15 protein-coding genes and 1 CRISPR repeat array are annotated in these 15,778 nt (G+C 42.0%); of the genes, 12 read left to right on the plus strand and 3 right to left on the minus strand.

What is annotated here, in order from left to right; translation table 11 throughout:
* Positions 1–115 precede the first annotated feature (115 nt).
* From tnpA to BQ9856_RS05185, 3 genes are all read left to right on the plus strand, one after another.
* Positions 116–544 (plus strand): IS200/IS605 family transposase, encoded by a 429-nt coding sequence (gene tnpA, locus BQ9856_RS05175; protein ID WP_077609580.1) that lies wholly within the window; start codon positions 116–118, stop codon positions 542–544.
* 287 nt (positions 545–831) lie between these two features.
* A CRISPR array of direct repeats spans positions 832–2,413; the repeat unit is 33 nt; unit sequence GTCGAGGGTCGTGAGACCCTTGGGGATTGAAAT.
* Positions 2,414–2,995: 582 nt separating this feature from the next.
* Positions 2,996–3,472 (plus strand): LURP-one-related/scramblase family protein, encoded by a 477-nt coding sequence (locus BQ9856_RS05180; protein WP_077610088.1) that lies wholly within the window; start codon positions 2,996–2,998, stop codon positions 3,470–3,472.
* Positions 3,473–3,565: 93 nt separating this feature from the next.
* Positions 3,566–4,309, plus strand: a complete 744-nt coding sequence (locus tag BQ9856_RS05185) for a MerR family transcriptional regulator (RefSeq protein WP_139348661.1) — start codon at positions 3,566–3,568, stop codon at positions 4,307–4,309.
* A gap of 54 nt (positions 4,310–4,363) precedes the next feature.
* On the opposite strand, the gene BQ9856_RS05190 is transcribed toward BQ9856_RS05185, so the two are convergent.
* A complete protein-coding gene (locus BQ9856_RS05190; RefSeq protein ID WP_077610090.1) occupies positions 4,364–5,218 on the minus strand; it encodes an AraC family transcriptional regulator in 855 nt (284 codons plus the stop codon).
* Between the two features lie 125 nt (positions 5,219–5,343).
* On the opposite strand from BQ9856_RS05190, the gene BQ9856_RS05195 reads away from it, so the two are divergent.
* From BQ9856_RS05195 to fucP, 5 genes are all read left to right on the plus strand, one after another.
* Positions 5,344–7,155 carry an L-fucose isomerase gene (locus BQ9856_RS05195; protein ID WP_077610091.1) on the plus strand — a complete coding sequence of 604 codons (1,812 nt, stop codon included), beginning with the start codon at positions 5,344–5,346 and terminating at the stop codon, positions 7,153–7,155.
* A gap of 18 nt (positions 7,156–7,173) precedes the next feature.
* Positions 7,174–8,637, plus strand: a complete 1,464-nt coding sequence (locus tag BQ9856_RS05200) for a rhamnulokinase (RefSeq protein WP_442855571.1) — start codon at positions 7,174–7,176, stop codon at positions 8,635–8,637.
* Positions 8,631–9,068, plus strand: coding sequence for an RbsD/FucU family protein (locus BQ9856_RS05205; protein ID WP_077610093.1), 438 nt, complete (start codon positions 8,631–8,633; stop codon positions 9,066–9,068). The genes BQ9856_RS05200 and BQ9856_RS05205 overlap by 7 nt, the downstream gene beginning before the upstream one ends.
* A gap of 92 nt (positions 9,069–9,160) precedes the next feature.
* Complete coding sequence (locus BQ9856_RS05210; RefSeq protein WP_077613255.1) at positions 9,161–9,850, plus strand: class II aldolase/adducin family protein; 690 nt, start codon at positions 9,161–9,163, stop codon at positions 9,848–9,850.
* A 46-nt stretch (positions 9,851–9,896) separates the two neighbouring features.
* Positions 9,897–11,225 (plus strand): L-fucose:H+ symporter permease, encoded by a 1,329-nt coding sequence (gene fucP, locus BQ9856_RS05215; RefSeq protein ID WP_077610094.1) that lies wholly within the window; start codon positions 9,897–9,899, stop codon positions 11,223–11,225.
* A 377-nt stretch (positions 11,226–11,602) separates the two neighbouring features.
* On the opposite strand, the gene BQ9856_RS05220 is transcribed toward fucP, so the two are convergent.
* Positions 11,603–12,736: a M56 family metallopeptidase gene (locus tag BQ9856_RS05220; protein ID WP_159441948.1), complete on the minus strand. Its 1,134-nt coding sequence runs from the start codon at positions 12,734–12,736 to the stop codon at positions 11,603–11,605.
* A 1-nt stretch (position 12,737) separates the two neighbouring features.
* Complete coding sequence (locus BQ9856_RS05225; protein ID WP_077610096.1) at positions 12,738–13,130, minus strand: BlaI/MecI/CopY family transcriptional regulator; 393 nt, start codon at positions 13,128–13,130, stop codon at positions 12,738–12,740.
* A 229-nt stretch (positions 13,131–13,359) separates the two neighbouring features.
* Here BQ9856_RS05225 and BQ9856_RS05230 point away from each other — a divergent pair, with 229 nt between their 5' ends.
* Genes BQ9856_RS05230 through folP form a run of 4 tightly spaced genes read left to right on the plus strand, consistent with a single transcriptional unit; the run spans position 13,360 to position 15,770 of the window.
* Positions 13,360–13,851 carry a dihydrofolate reductase gene (locus tag BQ9856_RS05230; protein ID WP_077610097.1) on the plus strand — a complete coding sequence of 164 codons (492 nt, stop codon included), beginning with the start codon at positions 13,360–13,362 and terminating at the stop codon, positions 13,849–13,851.
* A gap of 2 nt (positions 13,852–13,853) precedes the next feature.
* Positions 13,854–14,420, plus strand: a complete 567-nt coding sequence (folE, locus tag BQ9856_RS05235; protein ID WP_077610098.1) for a GTP cyclohydrolase I FolE — start codon at positions 13,854–13,856, stop codon at positions 14,418–14,420.
* 24 nt (positions 14,421–14,444) lie between these two features.
* The gene (locus BQ9856_RS05240; RefSeq protein ID WP_235839154.1) at positions 14,445–14,939 is read left to right on the plus strand and encodes an HD domain-containing protein; all 495 of its coding nucleotides are present in this window, start codon (positions 14,445–14,447) and stop codon (positions 14,937–14,939) included.
* An 18-nt stretch (positions 14,940–14,957) separates the two neighbouring features.
* On the plus strand, positions 14,958–15,770 hold the full coding sequence (gene folP, locus BQ9856_RS05245; protein WP_077610099.1) for a dihydropteroate synthase: 813 nt from the start codon (positions 14,958–14,960) through the stop codon (positions 15,768–15,770).
* The last annotated feature ends 8 nt before the right edge of the window (positions 15,771–15,778 follow it).

Consider the following 15,778-nt stretch of genomic DNA (forward strand, 5'->3'; position numbering starts at 1 on the left):
AGCTATGCTGGGGAGAATAGTGTAAGTGGAAACGGTGAGGATATAACGAAAAAGCCTCCTATGATAAAATGAGAATGGTGTCGCAAGCCAAACTCAAAAATAGGAGGCAGTCCCAATGGACAATAAAAGTTTATCACACAGTAGATGGAAATGCCAGTACCACATAGTATTTATTCCAAAGTATCGGAAAAAGCAACTATACGGACAAATAAAAGAAGATGTACGAGAAATACTTGGTACGCTATGCAAGTATAAAAATGTAGAAATAATAGCAGGAGCAGTATGCGTAGATCATGTACATTTAAGCTTAGCAATTCCGCCGAAGCTTAGTATATCAAGTTTCATGGGCTATTTGAAAGGAAAAAGTACGCTGATGATTTATGATAGACATCCAGAATTGCAGAGTAAGTGGAATAAAGCGTTTTGGTCGCGAGGATATTATGTAGAAACCATTGGTAATATAACCGATGAAGCAGTACAGAAATACATTAAAGAGCAAGCAGAAGAGTCGCGCAAGGAAGATATGAGAAGTACCGCTTTTTAGCGGACCAGTAAGGATGCTTGCGACACCGCCCTATTGGGCGAGCAGTAAGAAAGCCCTTATTAGGGCTAATATCAAACCACCAGTTGAACTGGTGGTTGCTGACTTAAAATTTGCTAGGTGCGAACTGGAAGTGAACATGAAAAGTCTGGGAGATTCGCACTTTATTTTATTATAAAATAGAGTTGTTTATATGTTAAGAGTTTGAATTAGTTAAAAAATAATAGTGTAATTTGTACAAAGATAACAAAAATGTATTTTGGATGATTTTAATATTGGTTATTTTTGCTGTCGAGGGTCGTGAGACCCTTGGGGATTGAAATACTTGCATCTGGGGCTCCTGTATTTGCAGAGGGGTCGAGGGTCGTGAGACCCTTGGGGATTGAAATTTTCAAATAGACCATATATTGAAGTTGTTGACTTTGTCGAGGGTCGTGAGACCCTTGGGGATTGAAATTGTGGTCACCCGGCTGAATGCAAGCACCATTTAATGTCGAGGGTCGTGAGACCCTTGGGGATTGAAATCTGTAAGGGGACAAGATATATGGCAAACGGGATAGTCGAGGGTCGTGAGACCCTTGGGGATTGAAATAGTTATCCCGGATCCATGTCCAGCCGAGCCACCTGTCGAGGGTCGTGAGACCCTTGGGGATTGAAATGATAGAATATACTGGAATCTTATCTGTAGTATAACGTCGAGGGTCGTGAGACCCTTGGGGATTGAAATCCGGAGGAATCCGTCAGGGACTACATAGCCGAGAGTCGAGGGTCGTGAGACCCTTGGGGATTGAAATGGGTTTACAATGGACGGTTCAAACGTGATTCACAGTCGAGGGTCGTGAGACCCTTGGGGATTGAAATCATCAGAATCACGTCAGGCAGAATGGCTTTTGCATGTCGAGGGTCGTGAGACCCTTGGGGATTGAAATCTTCTACTCCGCCCTCTGCTGCCTTTTCTGCAATGTCGAGGGTCGTGAGACCCTTGGGGATTGAAATGTACTATTTGGGGAATTGCTAAGTCCCCGGAGCTTGTCGAGGGTCGTGAGACCCTTGGGGATTGAAATCTGCAGCTCCTGACAGCTTTCCGGATCTCTAATGTCGAGGGTCGTGAGACCCTTGGGGATTGAAATGAATCCATGTGTGTCCGCATCATCCACAATTACAGTCGAGGGTCGTGAGACCCTTGGGGATTGAAATTTGACCGGTACAGCCTCGACGGGGTTTGTATTTGTCGAGGGTCGTGAGACCCTTGGGGATTGAAATTTGTGCTTGCCGGTGACGAGGAAGCACCACCATGTGTCGAGGGTCGTGAGACCCTTGGGGATTGAAATCAATCAGTTCTGATTTAAAACCATCATAGGTACGTCGAGGGTCGTGAGACCCTTGGGGATTGAAATAAATTCCTGGTAAACAGTAATCCAGTCTTTTAGTGTCGAGGGTCGTGAGACCCTTGGGGATTGAAATCAGTCCAGGGCCGTCCCTGCATCGTAAGGTGGGGGTCGAGGGTCGTGAGACCCTTGGGGATTGAAATTGCATCGTAAAATCCCTTTACTTTATTAAAATTTTGTCGAGGGTCGTGAGACCCTTGGGGATTGAAATCAACAAAGGGGAGGCACTTAGGACAGGGGTTTCCACGTCGAGGGTCGTGAGACCCTTGGGGATTGAAATTGGCTTAATAAGTATCCCATCTGTGCGGCTGTGAAGTCGAGGGTCGTGAGACCCTTGGGGATTGAAATTTTGCTCTGTCCTTCGTGAACATTACCCGGTGCTTGTCGAGGGTCGTGAGACCCTTGGGGATTGAAATATGCAATGGAATGACAGGAGCCGCCCCGGCATCGTGTCGAGGGTCGTGAGACCCTTGGGGATTGAAATCCGAATCATTCAACTGGAAACGGTACTTACCACTGTCGAGTGCCGCAAGACCCTTGTAGGTCAAAATCAATAGGAAAAGGAGAATATGGGAACGTACTTTTGTCTAGGGACTGTGGACTTGTATCAGCAGCTTTATATATGAAAAAAGGAAACGGATAAGTTTTAGAATGTCAACCAGTCTACTGGTGATTAACGTGAAAAAGGCGGCACCAGCAGATTATTTCATTGATGCAGGGCTGCAAGCAGCCCTGCAGGATATTGAGGTGAATATGATGTTATTCTGGTAGATCTGCAGGTATGTTTTAGATACAATGATATAAAAGTAATCTGTACCCTCCATTGAAAACGGTGCGCATTGATTGATATGAGGGTTTATCGCAATATGGATGGTAAGAAAACACTTGTACTGCAGAACATGCAGATTGAAGCTGGTGAGCTATTATTCCATTTACATACAAAAGGGCATACCTTCCATCAGGGGGACATGTCTTTTTTTCTGTCACAAAGTATGCTATGATTAACCGTAGTGATCATAGTGACTGTTCCTGTTTAAGGAACCCGGAAAGGAGATTTAAAGACCCTATGAAACTTATGTTTAAACAACGCTTTTTCTCTTGGTTTGACAGTTATGATATCTACGATGAAAACGGCACCGCCGTATACACGGTGAACGGCAAGCCCGCTTGGGGGCATAAACTGGAAATTTATGACCGCAGCGGCAATCATCTGGCCACCCTGCGTGAGCAGATACTGACTTTCCTGCCCCGGTTTGACATTCAGATCAACGGACAGACGGTTGGGACTATTACCAAGGAGTTTACGTTCTTCAAGCCCTCATTTTCCGTTGACTGCAACGACTGGCAGGTGGAAGGCAGCTTTTTGGAATGGGATTACCGTATCCTTACCCAAAATGGCATGGCCGTGGCACGGATCGAAAAGCAGCTTTTCAATTTTACCGACACCTATATCATAGATGTGGCTGATGAACAGGACGGTCTTCTGGTACTTATGGTAGTGTTAGCCATAGATGCAGTCAAATGCAATCAGGATAAGTTCTGATTAGCATCTGGTCCGCAATAAAAACTCAAAAAAACATTTGACTACAACGCAACGTCATACCCTATGATAGATTATGCAAGGAGGATGATGCCCATGAACACAAATCAAGTTGCCGGTTTGGCAGGTGTAAGTGTGAGAACGCTGCACCACTATGATGAGATAGGACTTTTGTGCCCGGACCGTAATCCGGATAACGGTTACAGGGAATACTCCGACAAAGATCTGGATCTGCTGCAGCAGATTTTGTTTTTTAAGGAGTGCGGATTTTCTCTTGCGGAAATTGGAAAGCTGCTTGGCAGCCCGGCCTATGATCGGGATAAGGCATTTGTATTGCAGAAAAAATATCTTTTACATGAAAGAAAGCGCATTGATGCCATGCTGGAGACGCTGGACAAAACGATGAAATCATGGAAAGGAGAATGTAATATGACACAAAAAGAAAAGTTCGGCGGTTTTGATATGACCCATAATCCATATGAAGAGGAAGCCCGCCGTCTTTGGGGAGATGAAGCGGTAGACAGGAGCAATGCGAAGATCCGGTCCATGTCTGCCCATGAGCAGAATGCCATTGCAAAAGGTATGGACGAATTGTTCATGGAACTGGCAAAGATCCGCAGCGAATTACCGGATTCTGATAAGGTTCAAAAAGCGATGGATAAGATGTACCATTATTTTAACAGCAACTTTGGCTGTCACTATACTCTGGAGGCCTTTGCGGGACTGGGACAAATGTACGTAAACGACAGCCGTTTCACCCGGAATATAGACAAATATGGAGATGGACTGTCAGCCTTTCTCGCCAGGGCCATGGGCATTTATGCAGAAAAACAGGTTTAAGCCTGAACATGTCAGTTTTACCGCCACCGGAGGGTAAACGATGGAAGAAGATATTTACAATTTTTTCAGATATCTCCCTGGGGTACAGTTCTTGACTTTTTTAAAAACCCGTATGAAGTAGTTGATATCATTATATCCACAGTTAAAAGCGATTTCCGTCACGGTATGAGTTGTAGAAGTCAGCTGTTCGCAGGCAGCTTCAATCCGGTATACATTTAAGTACTCCATGGGTGTCTGACCGGTAAACTCTTTAAAAAAGCGGCAGAAGTATCGGCTATTCATGTGGACACTTCCAGCCAGATCATTAAGAGTAATATCTTCAGAATAATGATCCGCAATATAAGAAAGAACAGTCTTATATTGCGTGATCTTTTTTTTATTGTGGGCAGAGATGATGGGAGGCTGGGTATAGTAGTGGCATTTAAGGATGCAGCCAAGGGCAGAAAACAGATTGCCAAGCACACATAGCTGATAGCCCTCAAACTGGCTGGCTGCAGCTTCGAAAGAAAGGCGCAGACTGTCCAGAAGATCCGGATGGCTCTCCTGTGTAAAAAGGTTTAGGAAGGTCAAATTTTTTTCTGTAAATGACCGGCAGATGGCTCTGGTGATATTGGAGTCACTGTATAATCTTTCAAAATGAAAGACAAGGCATTCATAATGGCAGTTTTCCGGGAAACCTCCATGTAGGACTCCGCTGGGAACCAGCAGCCAGTCACCGGCGTTCAGCCTGTATTCTTTATTATCAAGGAGGATCGGAAAACTTCCCTCCAGAACCCGTATGATTTCTGTTTCCTTATGCCAGTGGTAAGTCATTACATAGCGGGGATGGCGGGGGCTTACATTGTAGAAAGCGAAAGGGAAGCTAAAGGTTCCGTGCTCTCTTTTTTCCTGATATTCAATATACCGCATAGATACCTCGAAAAAGTGAATATAATACTATTACGTGTGATTATAACACGAGAATTAACAATAGAGAAGTGTTAATATTAGATAAAACAAAAAATAAAGAGAGTGAATGAAAGGAGAAAATAGTAATGAATAAAAAGAACAGGTTTGTAGGTTCCTATCCGGCAATAGGCATCCGTCCGGCCATTGACGGACGCCGTGGTTATCTGGATGTGCGCGGCGCTCTGGAAGGGCAGACTATGAATATGGCTAAGGCTGCAGCAGAGCTTTTAAGAAGCAGCCTTTATTATTCAGACGGGAATCCGGTAAAGGTGGTTGTTGCCGATACGACGATCGGCGGTGTGGCAGAAGCATCCGCCTGTGCGGATAAATTTAAAAAAGAAGGTGTGGAGATTACGCTGACCGTAACACCCTGCTGGTGTTACGGGGCGGAAACCATGGATATGGATCCGATGACTGTAAAAGGCGTATGGGGATTTAACGGTACGGAACGTCCGGGTGCGGTTTATCTGGCTTCTGTTTTGGCTACCCACGCACAGAAAGGGCTTCCGGCATTCGGCATTTACGGACATGATGTTAAAGAAGCAGATGACAGTACGATTCCTGCAGATGTCCGGGAGAAAATACTGCGTTTTGCCAGGGCGGCGGTTGCTGTAACGACCATGCGCGGTAAATCTTATCTGCAGATCGGTTCCATCTGTATGGGGATCGGCGGTTCTATCATTGATCCGGCATTTATCGAAGAATACCTGGGAATGCGGGTGGAATCCGTTGACGAGGTGGAGATCATACGCCGCATGGCAGAGGGAATTTACGATGAGAATGAATTTAACAGGGCCCTAAAATGGACAAAAGAAAAGTGTAATGTCGGTTTTGATAAAAATCCGGAAGAAGTACAGAAATCAGAAAAAGAAAAAGCGAAAGACTGGGAATTTCTTGTTAAGATGATGTGCATCATCAAGGATCTGATGAATGGAAATGAGAATCTGCCCGATGGATGTGAGGAAGAAAAGCTTGGGCACAATGCCATTGCTGCCGGTTTCCAGGGGCAGAGACAGTGGACCGATTTCTATCCGAACTGCGATTTCCCGGAAGCAATGCTCAATTCTTCCTTTGATTGGGACGGAGCGAGAGAGCCGTACATACTTGCAACGGAAAACGACGTATTAAATGGCCTTGGCATGATGTTTATGAAACTTCTGACGAATCGGGCACAGATATTTGCAGATGTTCGCACCTACTGGTCGCCGGAAGCGGTGAAGAAAGCAACGGGATATGAGCTGGAAGGCATTGCAAAAGAAGCAGGCGGCTTTATCCATCTGATTAATTCAGGTGCAGCGTGTCTGGATGCGTGCGGACAGGTAACGGATGAAAATGGTGATCCTGTTATGAAGCCATGGTATGAGATGACAGAGAAAGATCAGGATGCAGTCATGAAAACAATAACCTGGAATGCTGCTGATTTCGGATATTTCAGAGGAGGCGGTTATTCCTCCAGATTTTTGACTGATGCCCGGATGCCATGTACCATGATCCGCTTGAATCTGGTAAAGGGGTTGGGACCAATGCTCCAGATCGCTGAAGGATGGACATTGAAACTTCCGGAAGAGGTATCTGATAAGCTGTGGAAGAGAACGGATTATACATGGCCGTGTACCTGGTTTGTGCCGCGGGTAACCGGAAAAGGAGCATTCCGGACTGCCTATGATGTGATGAATAACTGGGGTGCGAACCATGGTGCGATCAGCTATGGACATTTGGGAGCAGACTTAATTACCATGTGTTCCATGCTCCGCATTCCGGTCAGCATGCATAATGTACCGGAAGAAGATATTTTCCGTCCTGCATGCTGGAATGCATATGGAATGGACAAAGAAGGACAGGATTTCAGGGCGTGCCGCCAGTACGGCCCCCTGTATAAAAATATTCGGTCAATCTGATAAAGGAGAATGTATTTGATGAAGGTATTGGCAATTGACATCGGTGCATCCGGTGGAAGGGCGATGATCGGCAGCCTCCATGGCAGAAGAATTGAAATACAGGAAATCCACCGCTTTTCCAATGATCCGGTTATGGTGGGGGATACGATGTACTGGGATATACTCAGGCTGTTTCATGAGATTAAGCAGAGTCTTATTAAGTCCAAACAATATGGAAAAGTGGACAGCATTGCGGTGGACACCTGGGGGGTGGATTTCGGGCTTCTGGACAAGAGCGGCAGTCTGTTGGAGAATCCGGTTCATTATCGGGATAAAAGAACGAAAGGAATGCTGGAAAGGAGTTTTGAGTTTCTTAATAAAGAAGAATTTTATCAGATAACAGGAAATCAGTTTATGGAGATTAATACGGCATTTCAGCTGCTTGCATTAAAGGAAAAAAGAGGAGAGGTTTTAAACAGGGCAGGTCACATGCTGCTGATTCCTGATTTGATTCATTATTTTCTTACAGGAAAAATAAAATCGGAAATGTCCATAGCATCGACGACACAGCTTTTTGATATGAATAAGAAGACATGGGCATATCCGGTGATTGAAAAGCTGGGGCTTCCTGCCGGGATATTCCCGGAACTGGTGCCCAGCGGTACTGTGGTCGGAAATCTGTCAAAAGCTATCTGCACGGAACTTGGAATGGATCCGGTCAAAGTGACGGCAGTCTGTGGGCATGATACCCAGAGCGCCCTTGCAGCGACGCCGGCGAAAGAGAAAGATTTTATCTTTTTAAGCTGCGGTACATGGTCACTGATGGGAACGGAGCTGGAACAGCCGCTTTTAAACCAGAAGGCGGAGCGGTTAAATCTCACCAACGAAGCAGGGTATGACGGAAAGATTTCTCTCATGAAAAACATGATAGGTCTCTGGCTGGTACAGGAAAGCCGGCGCCAATGGATGCGTGAAGGAAAGGAATTAAACTTTGGTGATCTGGAACAGCTGGCTGCAGAAGCAGAGCCTTTCCGTTTTTTTATCGATCCTGATGATCCGGTATTTACTCCGGCAGGAAATATGCCTGAGAGAATCAGGAATTACTGCCGCAGGACCGGACAGCAGGTGCCGGAAAGTGAAGGAGAAATTGTCCGTTGCATAAATGAAAGCCTTGCAATGAAATACCGCAGTGCCAGGGAACAGATTGAAGAGGCAGCCGGGAAGAAATATGGAACTATCTACATGACAGGAGGAGGTACCAAAAGCAGGCTTCTGTGTGCAATGACAGCCAATGCCTGCGGGTGTCTTCTATCGGCCGGACCTGCAGAAGCAACGGTGCTTGGCAATGTTGCGGTCCAACTGATTGCAAATGGTGGGATTTCCAGTGTGAAAGATGCAAGAGAGATGATCGCGCATTCATTTTTTCCGGAGCATTATATACCTGCGGAAGAAAATCATTGGAATACCGCTTATAAACGGTTTAAGGAGGTAATGATATGCTGAAAGGAATCCCCCCGGTTCTGTCGCCGGAACTGTTAAAAACATTGTGTGAAATGGGGCACAGTGACCGGCTGGTCATTGCAGACGGGAATTTCCCGTCAGAGAGCATAGGAAAGAATGCGAAGGTCATCCGGTGTGATGGTCATGGAGTTCCGGAAATACTGAAAGCGGTATTGTGTGTCTTTCCGCTGGATACTTACGTGGAACATCCGGTTACTTTGATGGAGGTTGTGGAAGGGGATCCGGTTGAAACTCCTGTCTGGGATGTCTATAAAAGCGAGATTCACGCAGCAGATGGCAGAGAGGGAAACATTGTGCAGAATATAGACCGATTTAAGTTCTATGAAGAAGCGCGTAATGCTTATTGCATCATTGTTACCTCGGAAACGGCGTTGTATGGAAATATTATGCTGCAGAAGGGGGTAGTAGTATAAGAGGAAGAGACCTTAATGCATACGGGTATTTCAGTGCAGATAAGGGTCCGGTATCAGTAATGGCAAAAGCCGGATGCAGAAAAGGAGAAAATATGGAATTAAGTGATATGAAGTTGAGAGAAGAGATCTGTGATGTATGTCACAAAATGTGGCAGCTCGGCTGGGTGGCGGCCAATGATGGCAATATCAGTGTGAAACTGGCGGATGGGACATTCTTAACAACGCCCACAGGCATCAGTAAAAGCTTTATTACACCGGAGAAGCTGGTACATATTGATGGAGAAGGTAAAATTCTGGAAGCGGAAGAAGGATACCGTCCGTCTTCTGAGATCAAAATGCATCTGCGCTGTTATAAGGAAAGAGAAGATGTGGGTGCGGTAGTGCATGCCCATCCTCCGGCAGCGACAGGATATGCCGTAGCGCACAAGGCCCTGGATGAATATTCCATGATCGAAACTGTTGTGGCATTGGGTTCTATTCCGGTAACACCTTACGGAACACCATCTACTTATGAAGTTCCGGAGGCCATTGCACCCTATCTGGGCATCCATGATGCAGTTCTTCTCATGAATCATGGGGCCCTGACAGTAGGTGCAGATCTGTTTACTGCATACTACAGAATGGAAACTCTGGAACTGTTTGCAAAGATCAGTTTGAATGCCCATCTGCTTGGGGGAGCGGTGGAAATTTCCCGGGAAAACATTGAACGTCTCATTGAGATGAGGAAGGACTACAAAGTGACAGGAAGGCATCCGGGGTATAAGAAATATAATCAGGAATGATGATTGAGAGAAGGCAGTCTTAAAAATTTCGATATGGAGGATACATATGAGGGAAAATGTGAATAAACAGACAGAAGCAGCAGTTCCGGCAGCATACCGGATTCATTTTGCAATGCTGGTGTCCTGCTTTGTCCTGTGGGGGTTACTGAACAATATGACTGACAATCTGGTGCCGGCTTTCGGAAAGATCTTCATGATGAAATCAGTCGATTCATCCTATGTTCAGGTTGCATTTTATGGGGCATATGCAGTGCTGGCAGTTCCTGCGGCGCTCCTGATCAGGAAATATTCATACAGAACAGGTGTATTGGCAGGGCTTGGATTATACATTACAGGTGCCCTCGGTTATATTCCGTCAGCAATATTGCAGAACTATAAACTGTTTCTTGTTTCCATTTTTACACTGGCAAGCGGTCTTTCTATTCTTGAGACGACCTGCAACCCATTTGTTATATCGATCGGAAGCCCACAGACCAGTGTAAGGCGTCTGAATCTGGCTCAGGCATTTAATCCTCTGGGATCATTATTGGGAATTATGATGGCAAAGTTTTTGATCCTGTCCCATTTAAATCCGGCAGGATATGAGGAAAGGCTCGATATGCTTCCCGAGCAGCTGGCCAAGGTCAGAGCGGGTGAACTGGTATGGGTATGTGTGCCATATGTAGGGCTGATCGCAGTAGCTGTAATTATATGGGTTTTCTTTTTGAAAAAGAAAAGCAGTGAAAAGGATAACAGCGGAGAACTGCATATTCTTCAAAGTGTGAAAAAGCTGTTTGAATCGCCGCGGTATTTAAGCGGTGTTGTTACACAGTTCTTCTATGTAGGCATGCAGATCGCAGTGTGGACATGGACGATCAAATATGTCATGGTGACAAAGCATGTAGATGAAGCAGAGGGGGCAGAGGTTTATCTGGCTGCCATAATTGTGTTCATCATGTGCAGGTGGCTGTGTACAGCACTGATGAAAAAGATAAAGCCGGTATGGATCATGCTGGTTATGGCGGTTATCGGAGTCATTGTAACGTTGGGAACCATCTATCTTCCGACAAATATTTCCGTGATCTGTCTGATCTGTATATCCGGCTGTATGTCGCTGATGTTCCCGACAATCTATGGGATAGCACTGGATGGCATGGGGGAAGAAGTGAAATTTGGTGCGGCAGGTCTGGTCATGGCGATCCTTGGCGGGGCAGTGATTACCCCTATTATGGGAAAAACCATCGATATGGGAACGTTTGCAAACAGCCTCCATAATTTTGCGGAGGAAGCAGCAGCAGTGAGATCTGCCTTCTGGATACCAGTGGTCTGCTTTGCGATGATTTTCCTGTATGCGCTGGTGTTTAGAAATTATGATAAAAAAGAAATTTTCAGATAACCATGATCCCCGGTATAAAGTGAATGTACCGGGGATCAATTATTTAGCACAAAATTTTCCATCTCTAATTTTGATGTCTGCCTAATAGAATATATTATTCAACCAATTCCCATTTTCCTATCCACTTGTTTGTTGTACAATTATATTGTCTTCTATATAATTTCCCATCCACGACTTTGTAACGCCATTCGATTATATCCGATTGAAGCCAAGCTGATTTCGTATGAAAAGAACTTGATGCGGAAGAGCTTGCAAATACTTGAATATTATAGATGCTCCCAAATAGGATAACACACATGATTAATACAGCAGGATATCTGAATTTTTTCTTCATTACAATTATAATTCCTTTCTTTTAAACTTTATTTTAGAGATGTTCATTTGGCTAATATAATTTTTGATCTGTGTACTGGCAGGTTAATAAGACAACTGGGGATTTCTTGCATAGTCACAACATATTTTCCTTTTATATATAAATCATAGGAATTATCTTCACGTGCAATAAAATAATCCGTTTTATTGTTAACAGTAAAAGTTCCTTCAACATTTGTTTGATCTATATGATACGATTCAAATGTATATATAAATGAAAATAATAATAAGGAAGCCGTAAAAATCAGAGGACATAATTTATATTTTATTAATTTTAACTTCTTGTTATTGCAATTGAACTTTAAAGCTGATTGAATTCGATATTCAAGCATGCTATTATGTAACGAAAACGAGAGAGTTAAAATAGAATTTTGTCTTCGGAACATGATTCGCGTTAAATTAATTAAGGTTTCCAAATAAGATAGTCTGGAATCATTTGAAAGATTCTGAATCACTTGTATATCTGCCTGCAGTTCCAAAGCTCGTATCACTTCTCTGCGAAATATCCACATAACCGGATTCCACCAGTATATTGCAGTTGCTGCTTCTATAAAATATTTAATAATCATATGGAAATTATTCAGATGTTCCAGCTCGTGCATTAGTACAAATTTCATTTCACTTTTAGATAGATTATAATATGGAAATACAATAATTGGGTTTCGGAATCCCACGATAAATGGTCCTGTATTTACATTCAATTGAATTAGCTTTGGCTTTTTAGTCAGTTGTTTAAGACTGCATAACTCTGATAATATTTGCTTGAGTTCTTCATTTTCTGTTTCTTGAACCAGGGATAATACTTGAATTAGTTTTCGATGTTTCATTGTAATAGAAGTCAGTAAAAGCAATGCAATAACGAACCAAACTACTATTAGGAGATTACCAAGCAGCAGATTATTATATATTGGATATGCTTCTATGTTCTTTAAGACTGGAAGTATATTTCTGGAAGCTAAAGTATGTGTAAATGAAAATTCATGAGGAAAGAGAGTTTTTATAAAAACTATGAGTACAATAATAAAAAGAGGAACCCCTTTTTTGTAGATTAAAAGATTTGGAACTCTTAAAAGAGGAATTAATGACATTGCTGCTAATCCACAGAATAAACAATTAGTTAATATCAGGGAAGATGACATACTATTTTCCCCCCTCATCCCTTTTGATTTTTATTGTTTTTTCTAATTCATCTAATATATCCGGACTGCTGTTTTTGACTAAATGATCCAGAAAGCTTAAAGTTGAAAAATTCAAGGTATTTACTCTCATAGACTGTAATTGTTCAGCAGCATATTGTTCGGCACTGATAATTGATTGATATTCCCGGGCTAATACGGTACCGCTATATGTTATACCGGAAATATCAATATATCCCTTTTTCAACAAACTGCGTAACATAGCCTGAACCGTATTTATACTTATACCTCCCCCTTTTTCCACAATATCTGAAGCAGTCAAAGGCTTTCCAATGCACCAGAAAACTGACATGATATCTTTTTCTCTGCCGCTCAATTTAGGTAAAAAGTTTTTCATTATAATTCTCCTGGTTTCGTGAAGTATACTAATATTTTATCAGTATAAAAATGAAGTGTCAATATTTTATATAATAAAATATAAAATAACAGTAAATGATTGTTGACATGTCTTAGAAAGTGTATTATTGTTAAGGCAGTAAAAAAATACATTATCAGTAAAAAAATACATGCCATTAGAATAATTTCGGATGTTCATAAGTCACTAAAGATGATAGGAAGTGTAAACAGTGAAAGAATGTGAGTGGAATGCCATCGCTGCAATGGACTCTAACAGAGTGATAGGAAATGGATATAAGCTGCCCTGGAATATGCCTAAAGATATGGAATGGTTTCATGCTGCTACAAAGGGGCACATATTGGTGGTTGGAAGGAAAACCTTTGAGTCTATTAAAAAAATTTATCCGGAAAACGTGTACTATATATTAACACGAAATAGAAATTACGTCGTAGATAAAGCGAATGTAAGGATCATACACCAGGTTAGCGAAATACCGCAAACTGGCATGGATGGAAAGAAAGTGTGGATTTGTGGTGGAAGTGAAATATATGCCGCTACGATTGCAAAATGCAGACATGTTTACATAACACAAATAAAAAGAGCTTATGAAGGGAATAAATATTTTCCGGCATTTGAAAGAGATTTTAATTTAGACCAGGTAATATATGAAGATGATGAAATTAGCATTATGAAGTATAAAAAGGTTGCGAGGAGGCTTTAAGCATGGATAAAGAACGAATTAAATTTGCTGTAAGAGAGTTGCTGATTGCAATAGGCGAAGATCCTGACAGGGAAGGATTAAGAGAAACACCTGAAAGAGTATCTAATATGTATGGTGAAATATTTGCAGGATTAGAAACATCTCCCCAAAGTGTCCTGAAGTTTTTCGGCGAGAGTTATAATGAAGAGATGGTAGTGGTAAAAGACATACCCTTTTATTCAATGTGTGAACACCATTTATTGCCTTTCTACGGAACCGCAAGTATATGTTACATTCCAGCGTCAGGCAAACTGTTAGGATTAAGTAAAATAGCCCGTTTAGTAGATATATGTGCAAAAAGACCACAGTTACAGGAACGGTTAGGGACAGAAATTATTGAGATATTAGAAAATGATGCACAGGCACTTGGCGCAGCAATACTAATAAAGGCTGAGCATTTGTGTATGAATATGAGAGGAATAAAAAAGCCGGGTACCAAAACGGTAACCACTTCATTTTCAGGAATTTTAAAAACGGATGATAAAGCAAGAAAAGAGGCACTACAATTGTTAACTCTTCAATCGGATTGATTATTATCAGATTCTAAAAGATTTTTGGAGGGAATAGTTATAGAACGTATAACAAATATTTTAAATAATGAAGTTTTTAAAGAAAATTTAGAAAGAAATAAGACTGCTGAAAGAGAAAGGATGTTCTGCAAGCATGATTTAAACCATTCTATAGATGTAGCAAGAATCGCATATATTCTAAACCTTGAAGATCAGTTGGATTATGACAAAGAATTAATTTATGCAGTTGCATTGCTTCACGATATAACAAAGTGGCGGCAGTATGAGGATGGGACACCTCATAACATTTCGGCAGCTGAAGTATCTGATATCATATTGGGTTCATGCGGGTTTCATGGAAAGGAAAAAGAAATGTGCAAGAATGCGATTTCTAAGCATCGTAAATTAGAAAGTGAGAATGATTCCTTTGCAGAATTAATGTATAAGGCAGATAAATTATCTCGTTTTTGCTTTTTCTGCAAAGCGAAAAATATATGTAATTGGAGCCCGGAAAAGATGAATAAAAACTTAATTTATTGAATTTAAGGAGGAGAAAAAATGTATATTGGAAACACTAAATTTGATATTGGAGAAAGAACCTATATTGTCGGTATTGTAAACTTCACTCCTGATTCTTTTTATGACGGCGGTAAATACAATACAATAGATAAAGCAATTTCTTATGCTGAAAAATTGACTAGTGAAGGTGCAGATATCATAGAAATAGGAGGAGAATCTACACGTCCAGGAGCAATTCCAGTGGAAGAGGAAGAGGAATTGTCAAGAGTGCTGCCAATTTTAAAAGAATTGAAAAAACATATTAATGTACCGATTTCTATTGACACAAGAAGAGCTTCTGTAGCAGAACGGGCTATTTGTTTAGGAGCATCTATGATAAACGATATTGGCTGTCTGAAGAAAGATGAAAATATGGCGGCATTATGCTCTAAATATAATGTAACATGCTGCATCATGCATAATAGAAACAATATGGATTATAACAATTTCATTATAGACGTTATATCTGATTTGAAAGAGAGCATAGAAATAGCGCTCAATGCAGGTATATCTCATGAGAATATTATTATAGACCCGGGAATTGGTTTTGCAAAAACAGTTTCACAAAATGTAGCCGTCATGAAAAATCTGGAAGAGTTCTCAAAATTAAAATATCCGGTTTTACTAGGGACTTCAAGAAAATCTTTTATCGGTAATATACTTAATTTACCACAAGAGGAAAGACTGGAGGGTACCCTGGCAACAACTGCATTAGCAATATCCAAACACTGTGATTTTATAAGGGTTCACGATGTAAAGGCTAATAAAAGGGTTTGCATGATAACTGATGAGATTGTGAGAGGACGCCATTAGGAGGTGGG

The sequence above is a fragment of the Clostridium sp. Marseille-P2415 genome (assembly GCF_900155545.1).
Lineage (GTDB): Bacteria > Bacillota > Clostridia > Lachnospirales > Lachnospiraceae > Lacrimispora.